This window comes from Methylotenera versatilis 79 (assembly GCF_000384375.1).
Taxonomy (GTDB): Bacteria; Pseudomonadota; Gammaproteobacteria; order Burkholderiales; family Methylophilaceae; genus Methylotenera_A; species Methylotenera_A versatilis_B.
This window is the reverse complement of record NZ_ARVX01000001.1, coordinates 2,074,964-2,100,199: the sequence shown is the minus strand read 5'-3', so window position 1 is coordinate 2,100,199 and position 25,236 is coordinate 2,074,964. Positions and strand designations below refer to the sequence as shown.

The following is a 25,236-nucleotide window of genomic DNA, read 5'->3' as shown; positions in this document are numbered from 1 at the left end:
TTATTGAGTGATTTTATGTGTTAACTTTTGCTTAAATATTAGGCTGCAATAGCCAACTTTTTAGCTTCAAGCTCACGCACTAATGGCAATACTTTTTCACCGAAATAAGCCACTTCTTCCTGAAAATGCAAGAAAGCTGAAAGGATCAAATCCACACCGACCGCTTTTAATTCAATAATGCGTTCTGCGATTTGCTGTGGCGTGCCGATTAAGTTGGTTTTAAAGCCATCGTTGTACTGAACCAAGTCTTCATAAGTCGATTTAGCCCAATTGCCTTCGCCTTCAGGGCTGGCTGCACCTGCATTTTTCGCCTCGCTGGCAAAGCCGTGAACCGCATCAGGATTCGCTTTGGCAATGATTTCAGCCAATACCGCTTTCGCTTCTTCTTCCGTTTCGCGCGCGATAATAAACGCATTCACGCCGATTTTTACTTGGTGGTTATTAACAGCCGCTTTTGCGCGAATATCATCCACTTGCGCTTTGATACCTTCAACCGTGTTGCCATTGGTGAAATACCAATCTGAAACGGCTGCTGCGTTATCACGTGCTGCGCGTGAGCTACCGCCTTGGAAAACTTCTGGATGAGGTTGTTGGATTGGTTTTGGTTTTAATGAGTAATTATGCAAACGATAAAAATCGCCTGTATAAGTAAAGTTATCTGTCGTCCAAATACCTTTTAATACTTCAATAAATTCGCGTGAACGGCGATAGCGCTCATCATGATCCAACCAAGGTTCGCCGATTGCGTAAAACTCGCCTTTGAACCAACCGGAAACCACATTGATCGCCACGCGACCTTTGGTGAGAATATCAATGGTTGCTAATTGTTTAGCCGCTAAAACAGGGTTCCAAGGGCCAGGCAAAATGGCTGCGATGACTTTTAATTTAGTAGTTGCCGCTAATAAAGCATGCGAAAAAGAGACAGATTCATGTTGGAATTCCGCGCCATAACCCGCCGTAAAACGAATCTGACTTAACGCATATTCAAAGCCACTTTTTTCGGCGATTTGCGCTAATTTTTTGTTGTATTCGAAATCCCAGCTAGTGCGCTGCTCGATATTACTCACCACTAAGCCGCCACTCACATTCGGCACCCAGTAAGCGAATTTAACTGCTTCTTGCTGATTATTTGGTGTACTCATTATTTTCTCCTAATTCAGTTGATTCAATTATTTCTAAAAGCTTTTAGGCAATCGCCAACTTGGCAGACGTAAGGCTATTGGCCAGTTCGCGATGCTTAAGCAATGGCAGCGCACGTTCAATTGCTAAATCAATGCGCGCACTCAAAATCGGGTTATTCACTTTGTAATTCACAAAGTCTGCTTCTGTTCCGTACACGCCTACAGGTAAAGTTAACGCTTGAAAGAAGCTAAAAAGTGGACGTAATTCGTGATCGATAATCAACGCATGACGCTCACTGCCGCCAGTTGCTGCCAGCAAAACTGGCACATCAAACAATGATTCGTAATTAACCAAATCGAATAAATGTTTGAATAAACCGGTGTATGAAGCGCGATAAACTGGTGTCGCGACAATCAATAAATCGGCGTTTTCAATCGCGTCAATGTCTCTTTGAACATTACTTGGCAAATCCGCTGGATTAAACGAGGCAACTAAATCGGGCGCGATATTGCTCAACTCAATCAGATGTAAATCAATCGGGATTTGTTTGCCCAATCGTTGTGTTAACTCTTCAATAATCGCTGTAGTTCTGGATGGGATTTTGTAGCTACCTGATACAGCCGTTACTTTTAATCTGTTACTCATCGTGACTCCTAATTAAAAATTGCCATTTCATTTGTCCTTTTATGCAGGATTAAAAACGGCCATTGCAAATACTAATTTGCGTTAATACTTATCTAGGTATATCAGAGCAGTAACTATGCCAACATTAATGTTTATATTATTCAATCACTTACATAATTATTCTTTATTGTATTGCTGTTGATATTGAGTCCAGTTGCTGGTTAACTGCTGCAAAATCAGCACAAAAGTGGGTAAGAAGTCGTGAATTGGCAGCTTAAAGTATGGAAAATCCATGCCATTTCATCGGTTAACTGCTGTTATTCCAGCATCTCATCAGCATTTATTTGCTGGGTGAACAGATAAAAATGCATGAAAAATAAATATTCCTATACAAATCATATGCTTAATGATTGGCACACTAAATGCAATCACTTTGGTATTGATACGCGCGCGTTTAATCGTGTGCTAACGACGAAATTAATCAGCGATTTTTATAAGGAGTAGCAATGTCACTATCCGCATTAAAGCAAGAACACACCAGTCAAGAGCACATCAACATCGCACCAAGACCACATGCGCACATCATTAAAAATGACGCAGAGGCGATTGAAGTAGCAAAAAGAGTCGCCGCAGAAATCGCTAAAGAAGCCGCCTTGCGCGACAGAGAACGCCGTTTGCCACGTGCAGAATTAGATTTATATTCCAGCAGCGGTTTGTGGGGCATTACGGTGCCAAAAGAATACGGCGGCGCTTTTGTAGCCAACAGAACATTGGCCGAAGTAGTCAGCATCATTTCGGAAGCAGACCCTAGCATTGGGCAGATTCCACAAAACCATTTGTATATGGTGGAAGGTTTAAGGCTAGACGGCACTGAATTTCAGAAAAAATTCTTTTTTGATTTAGTGTTAAAAGGTGTGAGATTTGGTAATGCATTCTCAGAAATCGGCACAAAAAGTGTTAATGACGTGCAAACACGTCTTAAACCAACTGACGGCGGCTATTTGCTTTCTGGCAAGAAATTCTATTCATCTGGCGCATTATTGGCCGATTGGGTGCCAGTAGTTGCCAAAGATGAAAACGATAATACGATTGTCGCATTTGTAGAAAAAGGCGCTAAAGGCCTGACGATTATTGATGATTGGTCAAGCTTTGGTCAACGTACCACGGCCAGCGGCACGACTATCCTAGATAATATCTTTATCCCAACAGAATACGTATTACCACACCATTTAGCGTTTGATCGCCCTACCGTAATGGGCCCTGTTGCACAGATTATCCAAGCGGCAGTGGATACGGGTATTGCTCGCGCTGCTTTTAAAGATACTTTATATTTTGTGCGCAATCATACACGCCCTTGGATTGATACAGAACTTGAGCACGGCTATGATGACCCACACACCATTAAAGATATCGGTGACCTGCAAATCCGTATTCATGCAACTGAAGCATTATTAAGCCGCGCTGGCGATTTTATTGACAAAGCACAAATCGATGCCAATGAAGAAACCGTCGCCGCAGCTTCAATTGCAGTGGCTGAGGCAAAAGTGCTCAGTACAGAAACTGCATTACTGGCGGGCAGCAAGTTATTTGAATTAGCAGGTACACGTTCTACATTAGGCGAATTCAATTTAGATCGCCATTGGCGCAATGCACGTACACATACGCTACATGACCCGGTTCGCTGGAAATATCACGCAGTAGGAAATTACAGTTTAAATGGTGTTAACCCACCACGGCATCCTTGGATTTAAACTAAAAGTCCACCCTAAATAAAAAGCCCTTATGCTTAATTGCATAAGGGCTTTTGTCCACTAAATAAAGTTATATCTTCTATTTACAAATGTAATCTTGGTACACATCTATAAGCTCTTATCAGCTAAATGACGTAACTCATCGTTAATAACAAAATAATCCGTGAAAAAATATTGCCTCAAATCCGCCCTTCAGCTCTCAGTCTTTTCCCTACTTTTTTGATACCTTCTTCCCCTATTTTTAGCGCATCATCAGTTGTGTGAACTGAATAGTGGCCAGTAATCAAAGGATGCGGGTGCTGCACTGCTGAACCAAGCACAAAATTCACCTCACCATGGGCTTGCACCGTCAATGGCGTAGATCCAGCATCAAAAATGGAAATTTCATTGGATATTTTTTCACCTGACACACTAATACTGCCTTCGCCTATTGCTATCCACAGTACATCATGATGAGCTGGTGGGTCGAAAGTCCAAATCTCCCCATCCGCAAGCTGAACATGCAGATAGGTAATTGGTGATATTTGTGGCAAAGGACTCATAGCACCCTGATATTCCCCAATAATCACTCTGGCAGGCCCAATTTTTGGTATTTCGCTTGCCTCAATATATAAACTCTCTGGTGCAGCGTTTTCAAGTGATGCTGGAAGGGCCAACCAAAGCTGAAAGCCGCGCAAGCGTGCTCCAGCCTGAATTGCTGGGCTAGTCGTGTGCCATACACCACCACCAGCTTGCATCCATTCAACAGTACCTGCTGTCAACAGTCCTGCTTTACCTGTTGAATCCTCGTATTCGATATTACCTTCAAAAATAGTGGTAACAGTTACGATGCCTGAATGCGGATGGTATCCAAACAAATTGCTTCGACTAGCATCCATATCAAACGCATCTAAGAACACAAAAGGTTTGATAATTTCGCCCAAATCGCCAGGGCTGACTAATCGCGTGACTGGACCATGTTGATGACCTTTAGTCCTATGAACAATCATTCTTTGATTCGTAGTGTCTATCTTTTCCTTTAGATTAAGCATGTTTATCACTCCAAAATCAGCGGTCACCTAGACACATCTGATTTTAATAAAATTAAAAAAATTGTTTAAAAGTATTTACGCGGATTGAACTGATAACGGCGCAACCAGAGCACGGCTAAATTTAACACCAACAAAACTATGGCGGGAGTTGGATCGTTATGCAAAGCAAATAAATGGACAAGAGTAGCGAAAAACATTGTTATTGCTAACAAGAGTGCGCCATAAGCGGAGAATCTTGGTGTTAACAAGGCGACAGCACCAGTAATTTCTACAATCGCTGTCACATAACGCAACCACTGACCTAAGCCAATCAGATTAAACTCTTCGACCAACATGGGCACAGAAGCTAGTTTTGCGCCTGCAGCAGCTAAAAATACTAAAACGAGTAAAACTTGCAATATCCAAGCGCTTATATTTTTTGTTTTGGTGGGTTGAAATGCAGTTGAAATATCGCTCATGATGTAAATCCTATGTATTTAATTTGCTGTACGAATATTTTTATTTGAGAATTAGTTTAAGCAAATACGGCGGCAACATGCTTAATAGCTTCGGTTAGCTCTATTTCGGCTGATTGAAGCGCCGCGCTTACCGCTGCTTCACCCATCAACACACCTTCGGCGCGTATGATTGAAACGTCATGCAACCCGATGAAACCTAGGATGGCTTTAAGATAAGATTCTTGATGATCCATTACCTGCATTGGCCCAGAGGTATAAATGCCGCCACGAGAGGACACGATGATGACTTTTTTACCTGCGGGTAAAAGACTTTCTGGCCCTGATGCGCCGTATTTGAATGTTCTGCCAGCACGTGCGATGTGATCGATCCATGCCTTTAATGAGGAAGGAATACCGAAATTCCACATTGGGGCACCAATAACAATGACATCGGCTGCGAATAACTCATCAACGAGTTCATTGGATAACTTTAACGCTTCATTTAAAGTTTCATTAAGCTGATCTGGCGGCGTAAAAAAAGCCCCTACTGTAACGCCACTTAGATGCGGTAAAGATGTTGCTACTAAATCTCTTCTTACAATCTGCGTGTCTGCATGCTCCACCTTAAGTTCAGCTAGTACTTTTGCAGTCAGTTTGCGTGACACAGAATGATCGCCGAGTGGGCTACTATCGATATGTAAAACAGAATGTGACATATTATTTCCTTCATTAGTATTAAAAAGTAACTAGATACTATATAGTTACTAAGTTGAAAACAAGAAGGCACTTTTTGTTTAGGTAGTTACATAAAGGTTAGTTATGCAAAAAGACTCATTGCTAGATATAAATTTAGCTGAAAATTTAATTGAAGATCACAGAAATTGCCCAATACGCGACTTATTAGCGAGATTAGGCGATAAATGGAGCATGTTGGTCATTGTATCGTTGGCAAAATCAGACAATCATTGTTTACGATTTTCTGAGTTAATGCGTGAGGTCAATGGTATTTCGCAAAGGATGCTGTCATCTACTTTGCGACAGTTTGAGCGAGATGGCATCGTTACTAGGCGTCTTTATCCTGAAGTGCCGCCGCGCGTGGAATATACGCTGACAGAAAGAGGTAAAGAGTTTCTAGTTCCGGTAAAAGCGTTGGTCGATTGGATGGCTAATGAATGGCCAAATATCGAAACCTCTAGGCAGCACTACGACAACAAAAATCAAAAGCTATAAACTTAGATTTTTAAGCTTTTAGTCATACTGATTAATCAAATATTAAACACCATACAAAATCGCCGCGTCTAATAAGCGTTGCGAATTTTTTTGGCTTTTCGTATGCACGCCGTAATCGGTAAATCGGTGTTGCAAAGTCTGCTCTCTGTAAGTGATTAAATCTGCAATAGTAATGATTTTTAAACCATGTTTTTTGCCGAATAAAAATAGATCTGGCCTGCGCGCCATACTGCCATCCTCATTCACAATCTCGCACAACACACCGACAGGATTCAACCCTGCCAGCGCAGCTAAATCATAAGCAGCTTCAGTATGGCCAGGACGTTCTAACACACCACCTAACCTTGAGCGTAATGGAAAAATATGTCCAGGTCTTAAAAAGTCTGAAGCCTGTGCAGATGAGTCAGCCAACGCGCGTAATGTGATTGCCCTATCAGCAGCAGAAATGCCAGTGGTAGTGCCGTATTTATAATCTACGCTGACTGTAAAAGCCGTTCTATGTGATTCGGTATTGTTTTCCACCATCAATGGTAGTTGCAACTGCTGCAATCTTTCTTCACCTAATGCCACGCAAACCAAACCGCTACTGTGTCTAACCAAAAAAGCCATTTGGCTGGTGGTGATTTTTTCAGCCGCAATAATTAGATCACCTTCATTTTCGCGATCAGTATCGTCGACAACAACTACAAATTCACCATTTGCGATGGCATCGATGGCTTGGCTAACTGAATTAAAATTTTCTAAATTTATACTCATATTAAACTCTCACATTGTTAATGTATTCTGTTCTTAATACTATTTAAGCTGTTATTTTTAATAATCTTTCTGCATTCTTATAAAACACTTTATCTAAAACAGACTCCTTGAACCCTAATGATGTAAAATCATCCACTGTTTGCTTCATCGCGCGAAATGGGTAAGAAGAACCGAACAACAATTGGTCGCCCAAAAAGGCATTGGCTGCCTCAACATATAAGTGCGAACCTGGCTGAAAAATGTACATATCAGGCACTAAATAGATATTTTTGTAACGAAAAGCTGCGCCAATGATTTCATTCACATACGGGTAATAGCCATGAAAACAAATGATATTCAGCGCAGAATATTTTCTGGCTAATCTTGCCACTGCATTCGGTTGCGCATAATCAAAGTCTGGCGTTGTCGGGCCAGACATCAAGCAAACAGGTACATCGTGATAAATGCACTCTTCATAAACTGGGTAAAAAATGGGGTCATCTGCTTGCAATACTGGTTCACCAAAGCCAGGCTCTATATTGATGGCCTTAAATTGGTGTTGATTGATGGCAATATTGATTTCAGCCACTGCATTTTTCTCGCCTCTGGTTTGAATATCTACAGAACCCAAGCCAACTAATTTAGGGCTTTGCGCGACTAGTTTTGCGACTTCTTCATTACTAATGGTTAAAGATGGCGTTTCGCGGCCAACCACCACGGCTTTATTAACGCCTGCTGCTTCAATTTCTTTTAGATAGCCTTCAATGGTGTAAGAACGTTTGAAATGCTCAACTTCTTTTGAGCCGACTCGTTCATTCAGCCATTTGGCTGTTTCATATTCAAGTGTATTCGGTGTCGCGCCAAAAAAGTCATGTAAATACGCTGGACGACTTCTCATATCGATAATTTTTTGTGTCATTTTATGCGGTCTTTTTATATTAAGAGTAAAAACTAGGTGTCGGATAAGCGCCATTTAGCGCCCAATCACCCAAGTCTTTTAATTTGTAATCTACTGGATCATGCAAAGTGTAAACACGCAAGTTGCGCCAATATCTATCCATGCGAAGTTTTGCAGTCGTCGCTCTTGCGCCAGCCACTTCAAACACGCGCGAAGTCACATCTAAGCCAGCTTTGGTAATATTCACTTTGGCAGAAAACACCGCCAGCGCCACTTTTCCGCGTTCTTCATCGCTTAAGTCAATGTCTTGTTGCCACGCGCTATCAAGTAAATTAGCAGCATGATCAGCCAATACGCTGCCTGCATGTAAACCCGACCAAAATTCCCCGTAGTGCAGCAATGTATAAGGGTCTTCTTGAATATTTTGTGCTAAAGATGCTGACCACACGCGTGAGTTTTTCTGCGTATATTTCACGCCCTCTTCTAACGCGCCTTCTGCAATACCCAAATAAATATTAGTGAAAATCAACTGGGCGACTAATGAACGTAAGCTAGAAAATGGCGAACTTAACGGTCCGGGATTCATTAAAAGCTCGTCATATTCAACCCTTAGATTGTTGAATTCTGCGCTACCACTGTCCGTTTGGCGTTGGCCCATATTGTCCCAATCACCATTCAGTTGAATGCCGTCGCGCTTTGTTGGAACCGCGGCGACAATAAATCGATTGGTGTCTTGCTCGATTGCAGAAATAATTAAAAAATCAGAATCAGTGGCGCCAGAGCAAAAGCTTTTTTGTCCATTAAAAACCAAATACCCATCTGCGCGCGTAGCAATTGTTCGATTATCTAACGGGTTAAGTGCGTTGCCCCACCACATATTTTTACTGGCGGTTTCTCTAAACAAACTTTTCCATTGGTCTTTTAAGCCGTATAAACGAATGGATGTCAGCATTAAAAACTGAAAGGCAAAAACCTGCGCGATTGAGCTGTCTACTTTGGCGATTGTGCGGATGATTTTGTAAATCTCTGCCCAACTACCGCCTAATCCGCCCAACTCTTGCGGAATCAATAATTTGAGCAAACCACTATCACGAATCGCTTGTCTTTGTGCATAAGGCGTTCCGCCTTGCTCATCGCGCTCAGCCGCGGTTAGCGCCAAATATGCACTCAATTGCTCTGCGATTTGTTGCGGGCTTTGTTGCGAGTTATGGCTAAATTTTGGACTTAACTCATTGCCTAACGCTTTACTTAACACTTTTTTTTGCTCAATATTTTCGGTCGGCCTAGTTTCAATTGGCTTAGTTAAGAGTTCACTACTGTTTATGCTCATTACGTTTGTATCCTAACTTTATGCTTTACGACGCTGCAGCATGTTTTGTTGATTGGCTGAGCGCTTCACCAAACGGCCCAGTCATATTGGTTTTAATACTGGCTTCATGCTCACCATCAATTTCCAATGGCAGTAATGGAAATAGCAATTCAGCAACACGATAAGATTCTTCCAGATGTGGATAGCCGGAGAAAATAAAGTAATCGATACCGATGGCTTGATATTCTTTGATTCTGGCAGCGACTTCTTCTGGGTTACCAACTAACGCAGTGCCCGCTCCGCCTCTGACTAAGCCAACGCCAGCCCATAAATTCGGTGCAACTTCTAATTTGTCGCGTCGTCCATTATGCAGCGCCGTCATTTTTTGTTGGCCGACAGAATCGAATTTAGCAACTGCTGCTTGTGCAGCAGCAATGGTTTCATCTGTGACATGCGAAATCAAATCATCGGCAGCTTGCCAAGCCTCTTCACTGATTTCGCGCACAATCACATGCAATCGAATACCAAACTTAACCGTTCTGCCATGTTTTAAAGCGGCTGCGCGCACCACATTTACTTTTTCTGCAACAGCCTGTGGCGGCTCACCCCAAGTTAAATGTACATCGATATGTTTAGCGCTAAGCTCAATCGCTGCATCTGATGAACCACCGATAAATAATGGCGGATAAGGTTTTTGAACTGAGCCGGTTGGGATATTTGCGCCTTTTACTTTAATGTAATCGCCATCTAAACTAATGGTTTCGCCAGTCAGCGCTGCTTTCCATACGGCTAAAAATTCATCGGCTTCTTTGTAACGTTCGTCATGCGATAAAAAACTGCCATCTGCTTGCTGCTCAGCTGGGTCGCCACCCGCCACAAGGTTAATCAGCAAACGCCCACCAGAAATACGATCTAACGTAGAAGCCATTCTTGCTGACACCGTTGGTGACACAAAACCTGGACGCACTGCTACCAAGAATTTTAATTGTTTAGTCTCGTTAACTAATGCAGAAGTGACCACCCAAGGGTCTTCGCAAGAACGCCCAGATGGCACTAATACGCCTTTATAACCAAGCCTGTCTGCCGATTGTGCGATTTGTTTCAAGTAACTAAAAGTTGCTGGTCTTGCGCCGATTGAAGTACCCAAATATCGTTGGTCACCATGTGTTGGTAAAAACCAAAATATTTCCATATTGTTTTCCTTATGCCAAATACTGAATGCAGCAGTCAAATGTTGCTACGAAGTTGCAGTAATAGTGGCAAGGACTGTGCCATATAAAAATTTGATTGAATTCATACGCTTAAGTGCATCACCGTACATTTCATGCTGCATAATCAGCAGCCTGTTCAGCAATATGCTGCAAATGCAGCACTTTTCCTGCTGAAATGCAGCATCGGCTTATGCGCTGCAGATTCTTTATTAGAAAGAATGTTGTTTAAGTTTAATCGTTGATTGGCTCAAAGCCTTATTCCGTAAGTGTTAAACAGCATTTATGGATTTACTGATGCTGATTTTGCAGCAGTATTTATGCAAAATCTATCAACTGGCATAATACGTGCTATAAAAACCATATATAAAACAACTGGATATAAGTTTTGGATCTAAGCATATTCCCAACTAATACAATACTTTCGGATGATCAATTCAATAGTCCGCTAGAGATTGCACAGAAATTATCGGCAGAATTCGCCAGAACTGCGGTAGAACGCGATTATCTTGGTGGCACACCTAAAGCGGAAAGAGACATGCTGCGCGAAAGCGGTCTGTTGTCACTGACTATTCCTAAAGAATATGGCGGACAAGGCGCAAGCTGGCATGAAACATTGCTGGTTGTAAGAGAAATCGCCAAAGCGGATAGCTCGCTTGCGCATGTGTTTGGCTTTCAACATTTGATGTTGGCTACGGTGCGTTTATTCTCAAAACCTGAACAATGGCAACGTTGGTATGAGCAAACCGCGCAACTGAACTGGTTTTGGGGCAATGCACTTAACCCGTTAGATGACAGAACAATTTCTAAATCTTTTACAGGCTGGCATGAGTTTTCTGGTAAAAAAAGCTTTTGCTCTGGTGCCATCGATTCCGAAATGTTGATTGCTTCTGCAATCCGACAAATAGATGGGAAGTTAGTGATTGCGGCGATTCCAACCGCGCGCAGTGGCGTTTCTGTGCTGGGCGATTGGGCCAATATCGGACAACGTCAAACAGATAGCGGCAGCGTTAATTTTGAAAAAGTGCGTGTAGAGGAAAATGAGTTGTTAAATGATCCTGGCCCTTTAAGTACGCCTTTTTCTTGCTTAAGGCCATTAGTTGCACAACTAATATTAACCAATATATATTTGGGTATTGCGGAAGGTGCTTTTGCAGATGCAAAACAATATACGTTAAAAGAAGCCAAACCTTGGCACACTTCTAACATTGCCAGCACCAGTCAAGACCCTTATATTCTAGGGCATTATGGGGATTTTTTTGTTGGGATTGAGGCAACAAAAGCACTAAGCGACTTAGCTGCCCATAAACTGGATGCCGCATGGCAAAAGGATTCGGCATTAACAGAAGATGAACGTGGGCAAGTAGCGACCTGTATCAGTGCAGCAAAGGTCATGGCGACTAGAACGGGATTAGATATTACCAGCAGAATGTTTGAAGTGACAGGATCAAGAGCAACCCATGCAGGCCTGAGGCTTGATAGACATTGGCGCAACCTGAGAACGCATACACTGCATGACCCTTTGGATTATAAAATTAAGGAACTCGGCGAATGGGCATTGAATAATCGCTACCCTGAGCCCACATTTTACTCATGAATATTATAAACACTAGATTTTTTGATTCCTCGTCTGAAGTCACTACTTATTCGGCGCAGGATGAGCGAGAAACCAGTTTATTGACCTTGCCTAATTCGCAATCGCTGACTAAATCGATTAGAGCCACGGCGCAAGTGTTTGAAGACCCAAAATCGGTCGCACTACTTGCGCGCATTAAGATGATTGCACCAAGCGATGCGAATGTCTTGATTATTGGTGAAACAGGCACAGGCAAAGAGTTAATTGCACGCCACGTACATGAGCTAAGCAATCGTAAAAACAAACCTTTTGTGGCGGTTAATTGCGGCGCATTTACAGAGTCTTTAGTTGAAAGTGAATTATTTGGCCATGAAAAAGGTGCTTTTACCGGCGCATTTTCTGCCAAGGCAGGATGGTTTGAAGCGGCAAATGGCGGAACGTTATTTCTAGATGAAATTGGTGATTTGCCGCTCAGTATTCAAGTGAAATTACTGCGCGTGTTGCAAGAGCGCGAAGTGGTCAGACTAGGTGCAAGGAAATCTACGCCAATTGACGTAAGGCTGGTTGCTGCGACCAACGTAAGGCTTGAAGAAGCCGTTTTAGCAGGACATTTCCGTGAGGATCTATTCTATCGTTTGCGCGTTGCGCATTTAGAGTTGCCAACTTTACGCAATCGCCCAGGCGATATTTTGCCTTTGGCGGAATATTTCGTTGCGGAATATAGAAGGCGTCTTGGTTACGGCGAGATAAAACTGGATGAGCAGGCAAAAAATAAGCTTGTTCAACATAGCTGGCCAGGCAATATTCGAGAGTTGGAAAATGTAATCCATCACTCACTACTTATTTGCAAAAACAATACCGTGCGCAGTGAGGATTTGCAGCTATCTTCGATTCAATTGCACAAGAAAAGAGAAGATGACGCTAAAAGCGTCGGTTCAGAAACCAATTTACTCAATGATGCATTGCACCAGTTATTTGAATCAGGTGCAGAAAATCTTTATGATCATTTTGAAGATACAATAGTGAAAGCCGCTTATAATTATTGCCACAACAATCAAGTGCAAACGGCAAAACTATTAGGCGTTAGCCGCAACATTATCAGAGCAAAACTCATTAAAATGAGTGTTATTAATGCATTAAGATAATCGCTAAAGCTTAAACTACCGCTAAACAAGTAAGATTCAAAGAAAATTAATGAGTAATATTACAAGAGTGACCACATCCAAACTGCCGACCGCATTTGGAGATTACCTAATTCATTTATATCAAGATGCGGCAACGGCGACAGAGCATGTAGCGTTGGTGATGGGTGATGTTGATTCACAAGAAAATGTGCTGGTTCGCGTGCATTCGGAGTGTTTAACTGGCGATATCTTTTCATCAAAACGTTGTGATTGTGGTGAGCAACTTAAACTCGCACAACAATTGATTGCAGAAGAAGGCACTGGCATCATCATTTATTTGCGTAATCACGAAGGCCGTGGCATTGGCTTAGCCAACAAGATTCGCGCTTATGCGCTGCAAGATACTGGCTTAGATACAGTTGAAGCCAATATTGCACTTGGCTTGCCGGTTGATAGCCGTTTATTCGATGCCGCAGCAGATATATTGATTGACCTCAATATCAAATCCATCCGATTAATGAGCAATAATCCATCCAAATGTGGCGCATTAACAACCAACGGCACATTGGTTAACAGTCTTGTACCGCTAAAAATAACATCTAACGCATCAAATAAACATTATCTTCAGACTAAGAAAGATAAGTTGGGGCATTTACTTAACGAAGAATAATGTTGAAAAAATGCTGTCTTTGAATGGTATTGTCTTTAGGTAATATTGTTTTAATGGATTAAGTACCGCAATAAGTCTTATATTGTGCATCGAATAAAGGTTCTGGTGTTTGCGTGTATTTGGCCGGATGATCTAAATCCGCATACGGATCTGACAGTACCAACAATAGGTCATTGATTAATGTCATATCGTCATTATCAACCGCAGCATTAAGCGCTTCCTCTACCAAATGATTACGCGGAATGACTTTGGGATTGACCGAATTCATCAACTGAATACTTGCTTCAACACTTTCACTTTGCCTAGATAATCGTGCTTTCCAATGTGTTAACCAGTTTTTAAATCCAACATCTTGATATAGTGCAGCATCATAAACTTCATCTTTTAATGATTTAGCCAGATATCTAAATGTATTGGTAAAGTCTGCTTTGTTTTTTTGCATATAAACCAGCAAATCTTCTGCAAGCTTTAAATCGTCCTCTTCCTGATTAAAAATCCCCAGTTTTTTCCTCATACCAGCAAGCCAAAATGCTAGAAATTTATTGGGATATTCTTGTAGATATTCCGTCACAAGCGCAATCGATTTTTCTTCTGATTCATCAATCAACGGCAATAACGTTTCAGCAAATCTGATCAGATTCCAGTGCGCAATTTTGGGCTGATTACCATAAGCGTAACGTCCGTTGGCATCAATCGAACTAAACACCGTTTCAGGATGATAAGCGTTCATAAATGCGCATGGGCCATAATCTATCGTCTCGCCACAGATACTCATATTATCGGTATTCATCACGCCGTGGATAAAGCCAACATGCATCCATTTGGCGATTAGCGAAGCTTGTAAATCAATCACCTGTGTCAGTAATTTTAGATATGGATTGTCAGTTTCACCCGTTTTAGTTAATGCTTGATTACCAAGCTTTTGATTAGAAAAATGCCGATTAATCGTGTAATCAGCCAATGCTTTAAGCTCTTGCGGATTTTGAGTGGTAGCGGCAAATTGAAACGTACCCACACGAATATGGCTGGCAGCTATACGCGTTAAAACAGCACCTGGATTTGCAAAGTTACGATAAACAGCTTCACCAGTTGTCGTCACTGCAAGGCTTCTTGTAGTTGGAATGCCCAGTGCAACCATTGCCTCACTCATAACGTATTCGCGCAACATTGGCGCTAATGCCGCACGACCATCACCCGAGCGCGAATATGGCGTTCTGCCTGAACCTTTTAGCTGAATATCAACGCGTTGTTTATTGAATGTGACATGCTCGCCCAACAATATTGCACGCCCATCGCCTAAGATATTGAAATGCCCAAATTGGTGGCCCGCATAAGCCTGCGCAATAGGTTCACTGCCGTCAACAAGCACATTCCCTGCTAGAAATTGGCTACCATTTTTTTTAAGTGCTTCGACATTCAAACCCAACTCCAAGGCTAACGAATCGTTAAATAATGCGATTTCTGGATTGTTAACTGGAGTCGGCTGTTGTGTTTTATAGAAAATAGACGGCAATTTTAAATAGCTATTATCAAAATTAAAACCGTAGCCATCTGCGCCTTTTCCTGCGGGAGTTTCCATCTGCTTAATCCGAACTAAATGACTAGAATAGTATTGAGTTTAAACGGGTTAAGCAATTTTATTCATCATTTATTTGGGTTAACTATCGCTCAACTGATGATTTTAATCTTATGTGCGATAACGCACTGAATTAAAAAGACTTAAGCATTAAATTAGGTTAAGTTTTTTGTTTAGGCTTTACTGTTAATGAGGATTTATCATGAATCATTTAATCATTACTTCTGCTGCAATTGCGCTATTAAGTTTGACTGCGTGTAATAAACCAGCCCCAGCTAATTTGCCAGATGAGCCAACACTAGTGCCTACGCCGGAATCTTCAGAACACTCTTCTGGAGCAACTGGTGTCCCGCATCAATCGGGCGATGAAGGTATTGATGCAAACACTAGAACAGATACAGAAAAATCAGGCGATGAGGAAATTAAAATCCACCCCACTGAGCCTAAAGGCGACACGAATATTATTATTCCGCCGCCAGAAGCCAATATGCCGCCTGAAATAGTGCCAGAAAAGCATTAAATGCTAGATTGATAAAACTAAAGCTGTATAAGCAAAGCGATAAAAATTAAATAGTCATTTTTAACTAATCATTTTTTCAACGAGGGGAACATCATGAGTTTGGGGACGATACTTTTAATTGTATTAATTTTAATGCTGGTTGGCGCACTGCCAAGTTGGGGTCACAGTAAAAGCTGGGGTTACGGCCCAAGTGGTGGTTTAGGTTTAGTGGTTGTTATACTAATCGTATTGGTGCTGATGGGTAAAATTTAGTTTTCCACCTAATAAATAAGCAGTCAAAACGCGGATATCACATCATCCAAAGGAATAATCCCTATCAATATTGGTAGGGATTATTTACATCTGATTCAGCAGTTTTCAACGCCATTTTTAGTTTTTAAAAGCTTAAACCACAACACGCACATCTGCAGACTTAACCATATTTTTAGGGTAAAAATAATTACTATTCAACATGCTCATACTATTAACGATTCTAATCACCGCTTTCTGCTTTGTCATGTTGATGAACTTTATTACTGCGGAGAAGAAAATACATCGTAATTTACAGTCCCATTATGATGTCGCTAATCCACAATTTTCGCGTTCGGTCAGTGCATTATTAGGTCCACCGTTTATTTGTGGAAATGACATACAAGTCTTTATCAATGGCAATGAGATTTTTCCGCCCATGCTGGACGCAATCAAAAATGCGCAAGATACCATTACTTTTGAGACATTTATTTATTGGTCAGGCAGCATTGGTGAGGAGTTTTCAAACTCGTTAAGTGAGCGTGCGACTGCAGGTGTTAATGTGCATGTCTTATTGGATTGGCTGGGGAGTATTAAAATGGAAACGGCGCAAATCGATAAAATGCGTGAGGCTGGCGTGCAGGTTCAACGTTACCATAAACCACATTGGAGCCACTTTGCCCGGCTGAATAATCGCACTCATCGCAAATTATTAATCATCGATGGCAAGATAGGGTTCACTGGTGGCGTGGGAATCGCTGATCAATGGAGAGGCGATGCAAGAAATCCGAACGAATGGCGCGACTGTCATTTTAAAGTCACTGGCCCGGCTGTCAGCCAAATGCAAGCAGTGTTTATGGATAATTGGATAAAATCAAAAGGCCAAGTACTGCATAGTGAGCGCTATTTTCCGCTACTTGAAACTACTGGAAAATTGCCTATGCAAATGTTCAGCAGCTCACCTAGCGGCGGCAGTGACTCCATGCAGCTGATGTATCTAATGGCAATTACAGCCGCCTATAAAACCATCGAATTATCCAGTGCGTACTTTGTGCCAGACCAATTAACGATTGAAGCGCTTTTGAGTGCAGTTAAACGTGGTGTCAAAATTCGCATTATCACGCCAGGCAAATATACCGATGCCGAACTGGTTAGAAAAGCCTCAAAAGCTAGTTGGGGAGAGTTACTGAAAGCCAAGATTGAAATCGCTGAATATTTACCCACTATGTATCACTGTAAGATTTTTATAGTGGATACTTTATTGGTTTCAGTGGGTTCAACTAATTTTGATAATCGCTCTTTTAGATTAAACGATGAAGCGAATTTGAATGTGTTGGATGAGAGTTTTGCTCTGAATCAATTGAAGATATTTAATGATGACTGGGCAAATTCTCACCCTATTACCTATGAGCAATGGAAGAATAGACCGATGCAAGAAAAGCTATTAGAGACTTTAGCGTCAATTGTAAAATCGCAATTGTAAATTTACAGTCAGAATGTTTAATGGCACACACAGGTGTGCCTAGTTGCCTTTTAATATTTCAAATGCAATTTTTTTACGACTTCACGAATCTCTTTTGCGCGATTAAATGGTGTTGCCACAATCATTAACACTGCGCCGTCATCTATACGTCTTTTAAACTGCCTTAAATCGCTATTTAATACATTAAAACCCAATAAAGCAGCGCCGAATGCCGCTGCGGCTGCGCCCATTACACTGGTGATCACTAAGATAGCCAAAGGCGTTGCATTGGTGAACCAAGTTGGTGAATCTGTAAACCATTTGGGAAAATACAATACATACAAACCGCCCAATAAACCAATACCGGCGCCCATCAAAACCCCTTTTAAGCCTTCATGTAAAGTATTAGTCGCTTCTATTGCATTTGCCTCTGGCAACTCGCCTAAATCAGTACCAGGCTTCGCCAAAAAACTGACATCCTTGTATTCAACACGCGCAAGTAACATCGCTTCACTTGCTTTGTGCGCAGCTTTGACATTTGGTAATAAAAATTTTAATTTAAGGTTCATTTTGTTATTACCTTTTTAAAATAATATTTTTCGAGACTTATTTTTTAAAACTTACATTGCGATGCGCTTTGCCAATTTCACATTTTTCGGGCTTGCAAAAATGCGGTGATCGATCAAATGCTCATACTTAAGCGCAGTATTTTTATTCAAGATAAGACTATTGTTTAAGCCATCTTCCCTCATTAGAAACTTGGACTGATCAGTTTGAGATGTTTTGGCAGACAATTGTGTAGATTTATGTGCCATCTGGCCGCCTTTATGCAGCAAAACATACTGCTCCAACGGCATATTATCTGCCATGGATTTACCACTAAAAATTATCGCTAAAGTAAATAATCCTAAAGAAAATAAACTAAATGAGGTGAGTGGGTTTTTTTGTATATTAATCATAATTGTTTGGTTAATCAGCCCGTTTTTTTGACTTAATATGTTGAGATATCTCAAATAAAGGATTTTCAGTTGGCCTGCTACTCGCATTTAAAATGCTATTAATCTTAGCCTGCACCCCATCAATCATGTCAAATTCAACGCTGTAATCTCCCAGATCCTTTTGTATAAAGTGCGTTTTGGTGCAATTAAAAATTTTCATGGCAGCTTTTTCAAAAGCGGCACAATATTAATCACGTTATAGCTAGACTTGCTCTCAAACATCTTGCTCAAGTCTTTTAAATGCTTTTTTGCAAGGTCATTCTTAAGCGCTTTTACGCTGTCTTTCTTAATCACATCTACGCCGTTGAATGGTTCTTTTAAAACTTCAGCATCATTTGAAAATAAAGGGGAAAACAAATCATTACCCAAAGTCACAAATTGCCGTTTAGCCCGACCTTTTAATTCAGACCAATTGCTGCCTTCTCTGTCTCTATTCATTTTCATCCCCTTAACGCATCAAAATATTCACATTTGAATCTCATTCCAATTCATCGCCAATCCCTGTTCCAACCTTATTTAAATAAAAAACTCTAAAAATGCGATTTGCTAAAATGCTATTCAGCAGTTGCTTATTAGTGATTTTGTACAACACTCAATCGGCTATACGCTTGACTGCTTAATTTAGATTTAGTCGGCATCAATCTTTTCTGTTCGTTTTTCACAATGCCGTAACATTCGCAACAACGTTGCTCTAAAAGATTACGATTTAACACTCTAATATGGCCGCGTGAATAACTGATGACACCTGCCTCTTGCAATTTAAGTGCTGCAGCTGTCACACTTTCGCGGCGCACCCCTAATAAGCTCGCCAATAATTCTTGTGTCATCATTAAGTCGTTGTCTTCTAATAAATCCAAACCGATTAATAGGCGACGGCATAATTGTTGATCGATTGAGTGGTGACGATTACAAACGGCAGTTTGCGCTATTTGTGTAATCATTATTTGCGTGTAATTCAGCAACATGTGCAACAAGGGCCCGTTTCTATTACTAATGTTTTTTGCCATTCTGGTACTTAAGCGATAAGCTTTACCTGGACTTTGCACCATAGCTTGATTTGGTGTTTCATTACCGCCCATAAATACTGACATGCCAACTACACCATCTTTACCAACCACTGAAACTTCAGATGATGTACCCTCTTGCGTCGTGTAAAGTAACGATACAATGGCTGTAGTCGGGAAAATAACGTGTGTATGCTTAATGCCTGGCTCGCACAGTATTTGGCCGAGTTTTAAATCAACTAATTCCAATTCATGTTCCCAAAGACTTAACTCAGAGTATGGCAACGATGCCAACAATAGATTTTGTCTCGTGCCCATTGAATCAGCCACAAGCGAATCAACAGAACCTGAATGAGTAGGAAATGAGGCTGCTAATTTGATTGGTTGGTCAGAGATTGCTTTGAGTAGTGTATTCATGAGGTTCTCTTCAATTACTAATTTTGAGACTCCATTCTGAATAAAACCCTACAAATCAAACATAGGACATGGCTGTATTTATTGTCAGCGCTTTCCTACTTCAAATTTGGTCTTGTTATGGTATCTTGAATATTAATATTTCAAGATTAGGCGCAACATGCAGCAAGATTTTCGTATTGCCACATTCAATATCCATAAAGGCTCCACACACTTCGATGCCAGTTTTGCACTGCATCATCAAAAAGCTTTGCTGCAACAATTACAGGTAGATGTGGTGTTTTTGCAAGAAGTGCAAGATGTGCACTCACTTAAAAGTAAACGCTATTTGGCATGGCCTGCCGCAGGTCAAGCCGAGTTTTTAGCTGATTCCGTCTGGCCAGATTACGCTTATGGCAAAAATTCCGTGTATCCAGCTGGGCATCATGGCAACGCATTGCTATCAAAATTCCCTATTATTAATACGCATAATCAAGATATTTCTGCACACACTTCAGAAAATCGCGGCATGCTACATTGTGAAATCAACGTGCTAGGTTGGGATAAACCTTTACATGCCATTTGCCTGCATTTAGGTTTATTTGCGCGCTGGCGACAGCAGCAATTATTAGCCGTAGCAGATTATATTGAAGCGCATGTGCCAGCCGATGCGGCATTGATTATTGCAGGCGATTTTAATGATTGGAGCACACTTGCAGGCAAAAAATTTGCTAAACGTTTGCATTTACATGAGGTATTCGAGTATCACACTGGCAAACATGCACGTAGTTTTCCATCATGGTTGCCGATGTTAAGGCTGGATCGTATTTATGTGCGTGGATTTGAGATTAAAAATGTGGAAGTGCATTCTGGGCCAAAATTTATCAAGCTATCAGACCATGCGATTTTGACAGCGACACTGACTAAATCATGATTTTCTATGTAAATTCTGCCTATAATTAAAAATGCCAAGCATTAACAAAATCCTAAATACTAAAAAAACCAAAAATGCTTTTATTAGCGGTAATCAAATACAGTTATTGCGTAGCGGCATCGAATACTTTCCTGCACTTGAAGCTGCAATCGATAGCGCCACGCGTGAGATTTACCTGCAAACTTATATTTATGAAACAGACAAGATTGGTATTCGCATCGGCAAAGCGTTAAAACGCGCTGCGCAACGCGGTGTAGCGGTAAATGTATTATTAGATGGTTTTGGCTGCAAAGATTTACCCGCTAAATTTGTAAAAGAATTGGAAACTGCTGGCGTAAAGTTAATGTTTTACCGCCCCAAAATATCTCCTTGGACATTGAAAAAAAGTCGATTACGCCGCATGCACCGAAAAGTGAGCGTTATCGATGGCAAAGTCGGCTTTGTAGGCGGCATTAATATTATCGATGACTACAACGTGCCAGATAATACGCCGCCGCGTATTGATTACGCAGTGCGTGTAGAAGGCAAATTACTGCCAGCTATCTTAAGTAGCGTTAAAAAGCTTTGGCGGCGTATTTCTGTTTTGCATTTACAGCCTGATAACCTAAAAGCTGCTAAAACTGCACAAGATGAACAACTCAAGCCAAATACTACAAATATGCTTGCAGCATTTATATTGCGCGATAACGTATTGAATAGGCGCAATATCGAAAGTGCCTACTTAACCGCAATTGCACAAGCAAAAACCGAAATCATTATTGCCAATGCTTATTTTGTGCCAGGTCGACGCTTTCGCATGGCTTTGTTAGCCGCAGCCAAACGGGGCGTAAGCGTTAAATTGTTGCTGCAAGGCCGTATGGAATATTTTTTAATGTTCGCCACACATGCTTTTTATGCCGTGTTTTTAAAAAACGGTATTGAAATCTATGAATATCGTCAAGGTTATATGCACAGTAAAGTCGCAGTAATCGACTATGAGTGGGCAACCGTTGGCTCTTCAAATATTGATCCATTTAGTTTATTGCTGGCGCGTGAGGCGAATGTTGTCGTTAAAGATAAAGCATTTGCGACAGAATTACGCGCGGATATCCTGCATTCCATCGACAATTCCGCTTACCACGTGCTGCCAGAAGAATGGTCTAATCGACATATGTTCAAGCGTTTTTTATCTTGGCTGGCGTATGGATTAGTCAGAGGATTTGTCGGGTTAATCGGCTATTCAAAACAGCAATAACCGAATAAAGTTTATCAACTTTGTGTATTGAATTGGCTTAAAAAAACTTAACCATTTTTATTGGTTAAGTTTTTTAATTTAAACCTGTCAGTTTTATCTAGTAGTGCTTATTTTGCCACTTCAGCAGTTTTACCCGCATCAGCCATCACGCGCCAAACCTTATTGCCTACGTCATCTGCCACCAGTAAAGCGCCTTTGTTATCAATCGCTACGCCAACTGGTCTACCGTAAGCTTCACCCGCTGGGCTTAAAAATCCAGTCAGTACATCTATTGGCGTACCGGCAGGTTTTCCTTCCACAAATGGCACATAAATTACTTTATAGCCGCTTGCTGGTTTTCGATTCCATGAACCATGTTGGCCGATAAACATGCCATTGGTAAATGTTGGGCTTAATTTCGCATTTGCAGATGAAACTAAACCTAGCGAAGCCGTATGCGCACCCAAAGCGTAATCGGGTGAAATGGCTTTAGCGACTAACTCTGGTCTTTGTGGCTGCACGCGCTCATCCACATTTTGGCCGTAATAACTATACGGCCAGCCGTAAAAAGCGCCATCTTGCACCGATGTTAAATAATCTGGCACTAAATCATCGCCCAGCTCATCACGCTCATTCACCACAGTCCAAAGTGCGCCAGTTTCGGGCTCCCAAGTTAAACCGTTTGGGTTACGCAAACCTTCGGCAAACAGACGATGTTTGCCGGTTTTTATATCTACTTCCCATATAGTCGCACGGCCAACTTCAACTTCCATGCCGTCTTCGGCCACGTTACTGTTAGAGCCGACTGTTACATATAATTTGGTACCATCTTTGTTGGCGATAATATTTTTAGTCCAATGATGGTTGATGGGGCCGCCAGGCAAATCGACCACTTTAGTACCAGGCGCAGTGATTTTCAAATCGCCCTCTTTGTAAGGGAATTTAACCACCGCATCGGCATTAGCTACATAAAGTTCATCGCCCACCAATGCCATACCAAAAGGCGACATTAAGCCATCTAATAACACCGTATTCACATCTGCAACGCCATCATTATCGGTATCGCGCAACAACATGATGCGATTAGCGCTTGGCACACCAGCACCCGCTTTTGTCATCACTTTGCCCATTATCCAGCCTCTGATTTGTTTAGTGATACCGAAACCTGTATCCCCTTTTGGCGGACCATTGGTTTCTGCGACCAACACATCACCATTTGGCAGTACATATAACCAACGCGGATGATCTAATCCCTGCGCAAAAGCAGCGACTGATAGGCCCGCCGCAACAGTTGGTTTCGCTTTATCTGGCCAGCCAATCGCTGGTGCAATATTCACAGTGGGGATTAATTTTTTATTGGGTGCATCTAAAGTTGGATTAGGCCCAAAACCAACAAGGCTGCCATTTTTAGTGTCAGATTTAACATCTGAACTACAAGCGGATAATGCCAAAACTGCGCTGGCGATTACTACAGCCAATAGTTTTGGCACAAATAGTACTGATTTATGAGTATGTTCTGAAAAATGATTATTTTGCATGATTTTTATTGTTCACTTTCTTTAAAGGTTAATCTAAATCAATTGGATGATTTTTATCGTTTTGTGCACTATTTAAAAAGCCGCAGCATTTAAAAGTTAACCTAAATTTTAGGTTAACTTTATTCAGTCAATATATTAGTACAATCGCAAAAACAAGTATGTACGACAACTAACATAGTCGATAAGTCACATAACTTTATTTACAAATATCCTACAACTTTGATGAAAAATCAATAAAACCACAATTAACCTTTGAATTTCAAAGGTTTTTTTGTATGCTATCAATCCATTGATTCGTTTGGGAAAGATTCACGATTCATTTGTATGTCATTTTTACTTTTACGTTTTCTTTCACTCAGAGCAGCTAAAAATCATGGAAACAACGCCCACAAACGAGAATCCAAGCGAATCACCAGCAAGTAGCATCTTGCCAACTACGCCCAATAAGCAGCAGATGACTAACGTTGCGCTAGTCGTCATTATGACGCTGGCGATTGTGTTCACGCTTGATTGGGCACAGAGTTTTATCATCACTATGTTGCTTGGCATATTGCTGTCTTACACATTAAATCCCATCGTCCTGTGGCTAGAGAAAATAAAAATTCCGCGTTTCGTCGGCTCTACTTTGGTGATTTTGGCCGTTATCGCTGGGTTGATTTTTTCGGGTTATATCTTGCGTAGCCAAGTGGAATCGATTATCGCCACACTGCCAGAAGCCGCTACCAAGCTCACCTCTCAATTTGTAAAAAAACAAGGCGAACCGCTATCTAATATTCAAAAGATGCAAATTGCGGCGAACCAAGTAGAAAAAGCCACCGCCGCTGTCGGCAGCAACGCGCTGTCTAAAAAGCGCATCATGCATGTAGTGATAGATGAACGAAAATTCAATATCGAAAACTATCTATGGCGTGGATCGCTTGGTTTCATGGGTTTTATCGGCGAAGCTATCGCCATGATTTTTCTGGCTTATTTCCTATTATTATCTGGCGATACCTTTAAACGAAAAATGGTCAGACTTGCTGGGCCATCGGCTTCTCGCAAAAAAATCACTGTCAATATGCTGAATGAAATCAATCATTCTGTTCAACGTTATATGCTGATGTTGGTAGTCACAAATGTGTTGGTCGGCTTGATGATGTGGGTTGCGCTACGGTTGTTTGGCTTAGAAAATGCGGGCGCTTGGTCGGTTGCGGCTGGTTTCTTGCATATTGTGCCTTACTTCGGCCCAGTCGCTATCGCCGCCGCCACTGGCATGGCCGCTTATATGCAATTTGATTCATTTGTGATGGCATTGTTGATTTCTGGCAGCTCGGTATTGATTGCCACTTTTGTAGGCGTATTCGTCACCACATGGATGACAGGCCGCATCGCAAAAATGAACGCTGCTGCCATATTCGTTGCACTGCTATTTTTCGGCTGGTTGTGGGGCGTATGGGGCATGCTGCTTGGCATTCCAATCATCGTTATCATGAAAGTAGTATGCGAACATGTGGAACATTTGCAGCCGATTGCAGAGATTCTTGGCGATTAGGTTTTACGCTGTAGATAAACTCACTGCTAACCATTAGGTAACCAAAACTTAATTAGAAAAAACTAAAGCAATACAAACAAAAAACGGCGCCTTTTAAAGCGCCGTTTTTTTACTGTTGTTATTT

The 25,236-nt window shown here is 41.4% G+C and carries 27 protein-coding genes; 12 read left to right on the top strand and 15 right to left on the bottom strand.

Going from position 1 to position 25,236, the window contains the following annotated elements:
• Window positions 1–38: 38 nt before the first annotated feature.
• A complete protein-coding gene (gene sfnG / locus METVE_RS0110175; protein ID WP_020168376.1) occupies window positions 39–1,142 on the bottom strand; it encodes a dimethylsulfone monooxygenase SfnG in 1,104 nt (367 codons plus the stop codon).
• Between the two features lie 43 nt (window positions 1,143–1,185).
• Window positions 1,186–1,767 (bottom strand): FMN reductase, encoded by a 582-nt coding sequence (gene msuE, locus METVE_RS0110170; RefSeq protein ID WP_020168375.1) that lies wholly within the window; start codon window positions 1,765–1,767, stop codon window positions 1,186–1,188.
• Window positions 1,768–2,252: 485 nt separating this feature from the next.
• Between msuE and METVE_RS0110155 the strand changes: the two genes are divergently transcribed.
• Window positions 2,253–3,497, top strand: a complete 1,245-nt coding sequence (locus METVE_RS0110155; protein ID WP_020168372.1) for an SfnB family sulfur acquisition oxidoreductase — start codon at window positions 2,253–2,255, stop codon at window positions 3,495–3,497.
• Between the two features lie 179 nt (window positions 3,498–3,676).
• Here METVE_RS0110155 and METVE_RS0110150 read toward each other — a convergent pair whose 3' ends face one another.
• The 3 genes from METVE_RS0110150 to METVE_RS0110140 all read right to left on the bottom strand — a co-directional run bounded on the left by METVE_RS0110150 (window position 3,677) and on the right by METVE_RS0110140 (window position 5,681).
• Entirely contained in the window at window positions 3,677–4,528 is an 852-nt protein-coding gene (locus METVE_RS0110150; RefSeq protein WP_232415308.1) for a pirin family protein, read from the bottom strand.
• Window positions 4,529–4,593: 65 nt separating this feature from the next.
• A complete protein-coding gene (locus METVE_RS0110145) occupies window positions 4,594–4,986 on the bottom strand; it encodes a DoxX family protein (RefSeq protein WP_020168370.1) in 393 nt (130 codons plus the stop codon).
• 56 nt (window positions 4,987–5,042) lie between these two features.
• Window positions 5,043–5,681 (bottom strand): FMN-dependent NADH-azoreductase, encoded by a 639-nt coding sequence (locus METVE_RS0110140; protein ID WP_020168369.1) that lies wholly within the window; start codon window positions 5,679–5,681, stop codon window positions 5,043–5,045.
• 103 nt (window positions 5,682–5,784) lie between these two features.
• Between METVE_RS0110140 and METVE_RS0110135 the strand changes: the two genes are divergently transcribed.
• Window positions 5,785–6,195: a winged helix-turn-helix transcriptional regulator gene (locus tag METVE_RS0110135; RefSeq protein ID WP_020168368.1), complete on the top strand. Its 411-nt coding sequence runs from the start codon at window positions 5,785–5,787 to the stop codon at window positions 6,193–6,195.
• Between the two features lie 42 nt (window positions 6,196–6,237).
• Here the strand turns inward: METVE_RS0110135 and ribB are convergent, their stop codons facing one another.
• Genes ribB through ssuD form a run of 4 tightly spaced genes read right to left on the bottom strand, consistent with a single transcriptional unit; the run spans window position 6,238 to window position 10,329 of the window.
• Window positions 6,238–6,951 (bottom strand): 3,4-dihydroxy-2-butanone-4-phosphate synthase, encoded by a 714-nt coding sequence (gene ribB / locus METVE_RS12615; RefSeq protein ID WP_020168367.1) that lies wholly within the window; start codon window positions 6,949–6,951, stop codon window positions 6,238–6,240.
• Between the two features lie 43 nt (window positions 6,952–6,994).
• A complete protein-coding gene (locus METVE_RS0110125; protein ID WP_020168366.1) occupies window positions 6,995–7,849 on the bottom strand; it encodes an amidohydrolase family protein in 855 nt (284 codons plus the stop codon).
• Between the two features lie 19 nt (window positions 7,850–7,868).
• Window positions 7,869–9,158, bottom strand: coding sequence for an acyl-CoA dehydrogenase family protein (locus METVE_RS0110120; RefSeq protein WP_020168365.1), 1,290 nt, complete (start codon window positions 9,156–9,158; stop codon window positions 7,869–7,871).
• A 25-nt stretch (window positions 9,159–9,183) separates the two neighbouring features.
• Window positions 9,184–10,329, bottom strand: coding sequence for an FMNH2-dependent alkanesulfonate monooxygenase (gene ssuD, locus METVE_RS0110115; RefSeq protein WP_020168364.1), 1,146 nt, complete (start codon window positions 10,327–10,329; stop codon window positions 9,184–9,186).
• 132 nt (window positions 10,330–10,461) lie between these two features.
• Here ssuD and METVE_RS12910 point away from each other — a divergent pair, with 132 nt between their 5' ends.
• The 4 genes from METVE_RS12910 (at window position 10,462) to ribA (ending at window position 13,715) form a co-directional block, all read left to right on the top strand.
• The gene (locus METVE_RS12910; RefSeq protein WP_020168363.1) at window positions 10,462–10,590 is read left to right on the top strand and encodes a hypothetical protein; all 129 of its coding nucleotides are present in this window, start codon (window positions 10,462–10,464) and stop codon (window positions 10,588–10,590) included.
• A gap of 143 nt (window positions 10,591–10,733) precedes the next feature.
• On the top strand, window positions 10,734–11,942 hold the full coding sequence (locus METVE_RS0110105; protein WP_020168362.1) for an acyl-CoA dehydrogenase family protein: 1,209 nt from the start codon (window positions 10,734–10,736) through the stop codon (window positions 11,940–11,942).
• The gene (locus METVE_RS0110100) at window positions 11,939–13,066 is read left to right on the top strand and encodes a sigma-54 interaction domain-containing protein (protein WP_020168361.1); all 1,128 of its coding nucleotides are present in this window, start codon (window positions 11,939–11,941) and stop codon (window positions 13,064–13,066) included. Before METVE_RS0110105 ends, METVE_RS0110100 begins: the two co-directional genes overlap by 4 nt.
• Window positions 13,067–13,115: 49 nt before the next feature.
• On the top strand, window positions 13,116–13,715 hold the full coding sequence (gene ribA / locus METVE_RS0110095) for a GTP cyclohydrolase II (RefSeq protein WP_020168360.1): 600 nt from the start codon (window positions 13,116–13,118) through the stop codon (window positions 13,713–13,715).
• A 58-nt stretch (window positions 13,716–13,773) separates the two neighbouring features.
• Here ribA and METVE_RS0110090 read toward each other — a convergent pair whose 3' ends face one another.
• The gene (locus METVE_RS0110090) at window positions 13,774–15,294 is read right to left on the bottom strand and encodes a protein adenylyltransferase SelO (RefSeq protein WP_020168359.1); all 1,521 of its coding nucleotides are present in this window, start codon (window positions 15,292–15,294) and stop codon (window positions 13,774–13,776) included.
• 199 nt (window positions 15,295–15,493) lie between these two features.
• Between METVE_RS0110090 and METVE_RS0110085 the strand changes: the two genes are divergently transcribed.
• The 3 genes from METVE_RS0110085 to METVE_RS0110075 all read left to right on the top strand — a co-directional run bounded on the left by METVE_RS0110085 (window position 15,494) and on the right by METVE_RS0110075 (window position 17,522).
• Window positions 15,494–15,811 carry a hypothetical protein gene (locus tag METVE_RS0110085; protein ID WP_020168358.1) on the top strand — a complete coding sequence of 106 codons (318 nt, stop codon included), beginning with the start codon at window positions 15,494–15,496 and terminating at the stop codon, window positions 15,809–15,811.
• Window positions 15,812–15,904: 93 nt separating this feature from the next.
• Window positions 15,905–16,063: a DUF3309 family protein gene (locus METVE_RS12720; RefSeq protein WP_020168357.1), complete on the top strand. Its 159-nt coding sequence runs from the start codon at window positions 15,905–15,907 to the stop codon at window positions 16,061–16,063.
• A gap of 199 nt (window positions 16,064–16,262) precedes the next feature.
• Window positions 16,263–17,522, top strand: coding sequence for a phospholipase D-like domain-containing protein (locus METVE_RS0110075; RefSeq protein ID WP_232415307.1), 1,260 nt, complete (start codon window positions 16,263–16,265; stop codon window positions 17,520–17,522).
• Between the two features lie 50 nt (window positions 17,523–17,572).
• Here the strand turns inward: METVE_RS0110075 and METVE_RS0110070 are convergent, their stop codons facing one another.
• The 4 genes from METVE_RS0110070 to METVE_RS0110045 form a co-directional block, all read right to left on the bottom strand.
• Window positions 17,573–18,070, bottom strand: coding sequence for a hypothetical protein (locus METVE_RS0110070; RefSeq protein WP_020168354.1), 498 nt, complete (start codon window positions 18,068–18,070; stop codon window positions 17,573–17,575).
• Between the two features lie 51 nt (window positions 18,071–18,121).
• Window positions 18,122–18,547, bottom strand: coding sequence for a hypothetical protein (locus METVE_RS0110065; protein WP_232415306.1), 426 nt, complete (start codon window positions 18,545–18,547; stop codon window positions 18,122–18,124).
• Between the two features lie 108 nt (window positions 18,548–18,655).
• Window positions 18,656–18,937, bottom strand: coding sequence for a hypothetical protein (locus METVE_RS0110055; RefSeq protein ID WP_020168351.1), 282 nt, complete (start codon window positions 18,935–18,937; stop codon window positions 18,656–18,658).
• 134 nt (window positions 18,938–19,071) lie between these two features.
• Window positions 19,072–19,920 carry a Crp/Fnr family transcriptional regulator gene (locus METVE_RS0110045; protein ID WP_020168349.1) on the bottom strand — a complete coding sequence of 283 codons (849 nt, stop codon included), beginning with the start codon at window positions 19,918–19,920 and terminating at the stop codon, window positions 19,072–19,074.
• Window positions 19,921–20,077: 157 nt separating this feature from the next.
• Between METVE_RS0110045 and METVE_RS0110040 the strand changes: the two genes are divergently transcribed.
• The gene (locus METVE_RS0110040) at window positions 20,078–20,830 is read left to right on the top strand and encodes an endonuclease/exonuclease/phosphatase family protein (protein WP_020168348.1); all 753 of its coding nucleotides are present in this window, start codon (window positions 20,078–20,080) and stop codon (window positions 20,828–20,830) included.
• A gap of 31 nt (window positions 20,831–20,861) precedes the next feature.
• Window positions 20,862–22,064 (top strand): cardiolipin synthase ClsB, encoded by a 1,203-nt coding sequence (gene clsB, locus METVE_RS0110035; protein ID WP_020168347.1) that lies wholly within the window; start codon window positions 20,862–20,864, stop codon window positions 22,062–22,064.
• A gap of 107 nt (window positions 22,065–22,171) precedes the next feature.
• On the opposite strand, the gene METVE_RS0110030 is transcribed toward clsB, so the two are convergent.
• On the bottom strand, window positions 22,172–23,581 hold the full coding sequence (locus tag METVE_RS0110030; RefSeq protein WP_020168346.1) for a PQQ-dependent sugar dehydrogenase: 1,410 nt from the start codon (window positions 23,579–23,581) through the stop codon (window positions 22,172–22,174).
• A 373-nt stretch (window positions 23,582–23,954) separates the two neighbouring features.
• Between METVE_RS0110030 and METVE_RS0110020 the strand changes: the two genes are divergently transcribed.
• Window positions 23,955–25,112, top strand: a complete 1,158-nt coding sequence (locus METVE_RS0110020) for an AI-2E family transporter (protein WP_020168344.1) — start codon at window positions 23,955–23,957, stop codon at window positions 25,110–25,112.
• Window positions 25,113–25,236 lie beyond the last annotated feature (124 nt).

Bases quoted from the DNA above. Each gene is read 5' to 3' on its own strand.
- METVE_RS0110145 (WP_020168370.1), bottom strand. From the start codon at position 4,986: ATGAGCGATATTTCAACTGCATTTCAACCCACCAAAACAAAAAATATA.
- METVE_RS0110135 (WP_020168368.1), top strand. From the start codon at position 5,785: ATGCAAAAAGACTCATTGCTAGATATAAATTTAGCTGAAAATTTAATT.
- ribB (WP_020168367.1), bottom strand. From the start codon at position 6,951: ATGAGTATAAATTTAGAAAATTTTAATTCAGTTAGCCAAGCCATCGAT.
- METVE_RS0110100 (WP_020168361.1), top strand. From the start codon at position 11,939: ATGAATATTATAAACACTAGATTTTTTGATTCCTCGTCTGAAGTCACT.
- METVE_RS0110030 (WP_020168346.1), bottom strand. From the start codon at position 23,581: ATGCAAAATAATCATTTTTCAGAACATACTCATAAATCAGTACTATTT.
- METVE_RS0110155 (WP_020168372.1), top strand. From the start codon at position 2,253: ATGTCACTATCCGCATTAAAGCAAGAACACACCAGTCAAGAGCACATC.
- ssuD (WP_020168364.1), bottom strand. From the start codon at position 10,329: ATGGAAATATTTTGGTTTTTACCAACACATGGTGACCAACGATATTTG.
- clsB (WP_020168347.1), top strand. From the start codon at position 20,862: ATGCCAAGCATTAACAAAATCCTAAATACTAAAAAAACCAAAAATGCT.
- METVE_RS0110090 (WP_020168359.1), bottom strand. From the start codon at position 15,294: ATGGAAACTCCCGCAGGAAAAGGCGCAGATGGCTACGGTTTTAATTTT.
- METVE_RS12910 (WP_020168363.1), top strand. From the start codon at position 10,462: ATGCTGCATAATCAGCAGCCTGTTCAGCAATATGCTGCAAATGCAGCA.
- ribA (WP_020168360.1), top strand. From the start codon at position 13,116: ATGAGTAATATTACAAGAGTGACCACATCCAAACTGCCGACCGCATTT.
- METVE_RS0110120 (WP_020168365.1), bottom strand. From the start codon at position 9,158: ATGAGCATAAACAGTAGTGAACTCTTAACTAAGCCAATTGAAACTAGG.
- sfnG (WP_020168376.1), bottom strand. From the start codon at position 1,142: ATGAGTACACCAAATAATCAGCAAGAAGCAGTTAAATTCGCTTACTGG.
- METVE_RS0110085 (WP_020168358.1), top strand. From the start codon at position 15,494: ATGAATCATTTAATCATTACTTCTGCTGCAATTGCGCTATTAAGTTTG.
- METVE_RS0110065 (WP_232415306.1), bottom strand. From the start codon at position 18,547: ATGCGAGTAGCAGGCCAACTGAAAATCCTTTATTTGAGATATCTCAAC.
- METVE_RS0110070 (WP_020168354.1), bottom strand. From the start codon at position 18,070: ATGAACCTTAAATTAAAATTTTTATTACCAAATGTCAAAGCTGCGCAC.
- METVE_RS0110125 (WP_020168366.1), bottom strand. From the start codon at position 7,849: ATGACACAAAAAATTATCGATATGAGAAGTCGTCCAGCGTATTTACAT.
- METVE_RS0110150 (WP_232415308.1), bottom strand. From the start codon at position 4,528: ATGCTTAATCTAAAGGAAAAGATAGACACTACGAATCAAAGAATGATT.
- METVE_RS0110020 (WP_020168344.1), top strand. From the start codon at position 23,955: ATGGAAACAACGCCCACAAACGAGAATCCAAGCGAATCACCAGCAAGT.
- METVE_RS12720 (WP_020168357.1), top strand. From the start codon at position 15,905: ATGAGTTTGGGGACGATACTTTTAATTGTATTAATTTTAATGCTGGTT.
- METVE_RS0110040 (WP_020168348.1), top strand. From the start codon at position 20,078: ATGCAGCAAGATTTTCGTATTGCCACATTCAATATCCATAAAGGCTCC.
- METVE_RS0110075 (WP_232415307.1), top strand. From the start codon at position 16,263: ATGCTCATACTATTAACGATTCTAATCACCGCTTTCTGCTTTGTCATG.
- METVE_RS0110045 (WP_020168349.1), bottom strand. From the start codon at position 19,920: ATGAATACACTACTCAAAGCAATCTCTGACCAACCAATCAAATTAGCA.
- msuE (WP_020168375.1), bottom strand. From the start codon at position 1,767: ATGAGTAACAGATTAAAAGTAACGGCTGTATCAGGTAGCTACAAAATC.
- METVE_RS0110140 (WP_020168369.1), bottom strand. From the start codon at position 5,681: ATGTCACATTCTGTTTTACATATCGATAGTAGCCCACTCGGCGATCAT.
- METVE_RS0110055 (WP_020168351.1), bottom strand. From the start codon at position 18,937: ATGAATAGAGACAGAGAAGGCAGCAATTGGTCTGAATTAAAAGGTCGG.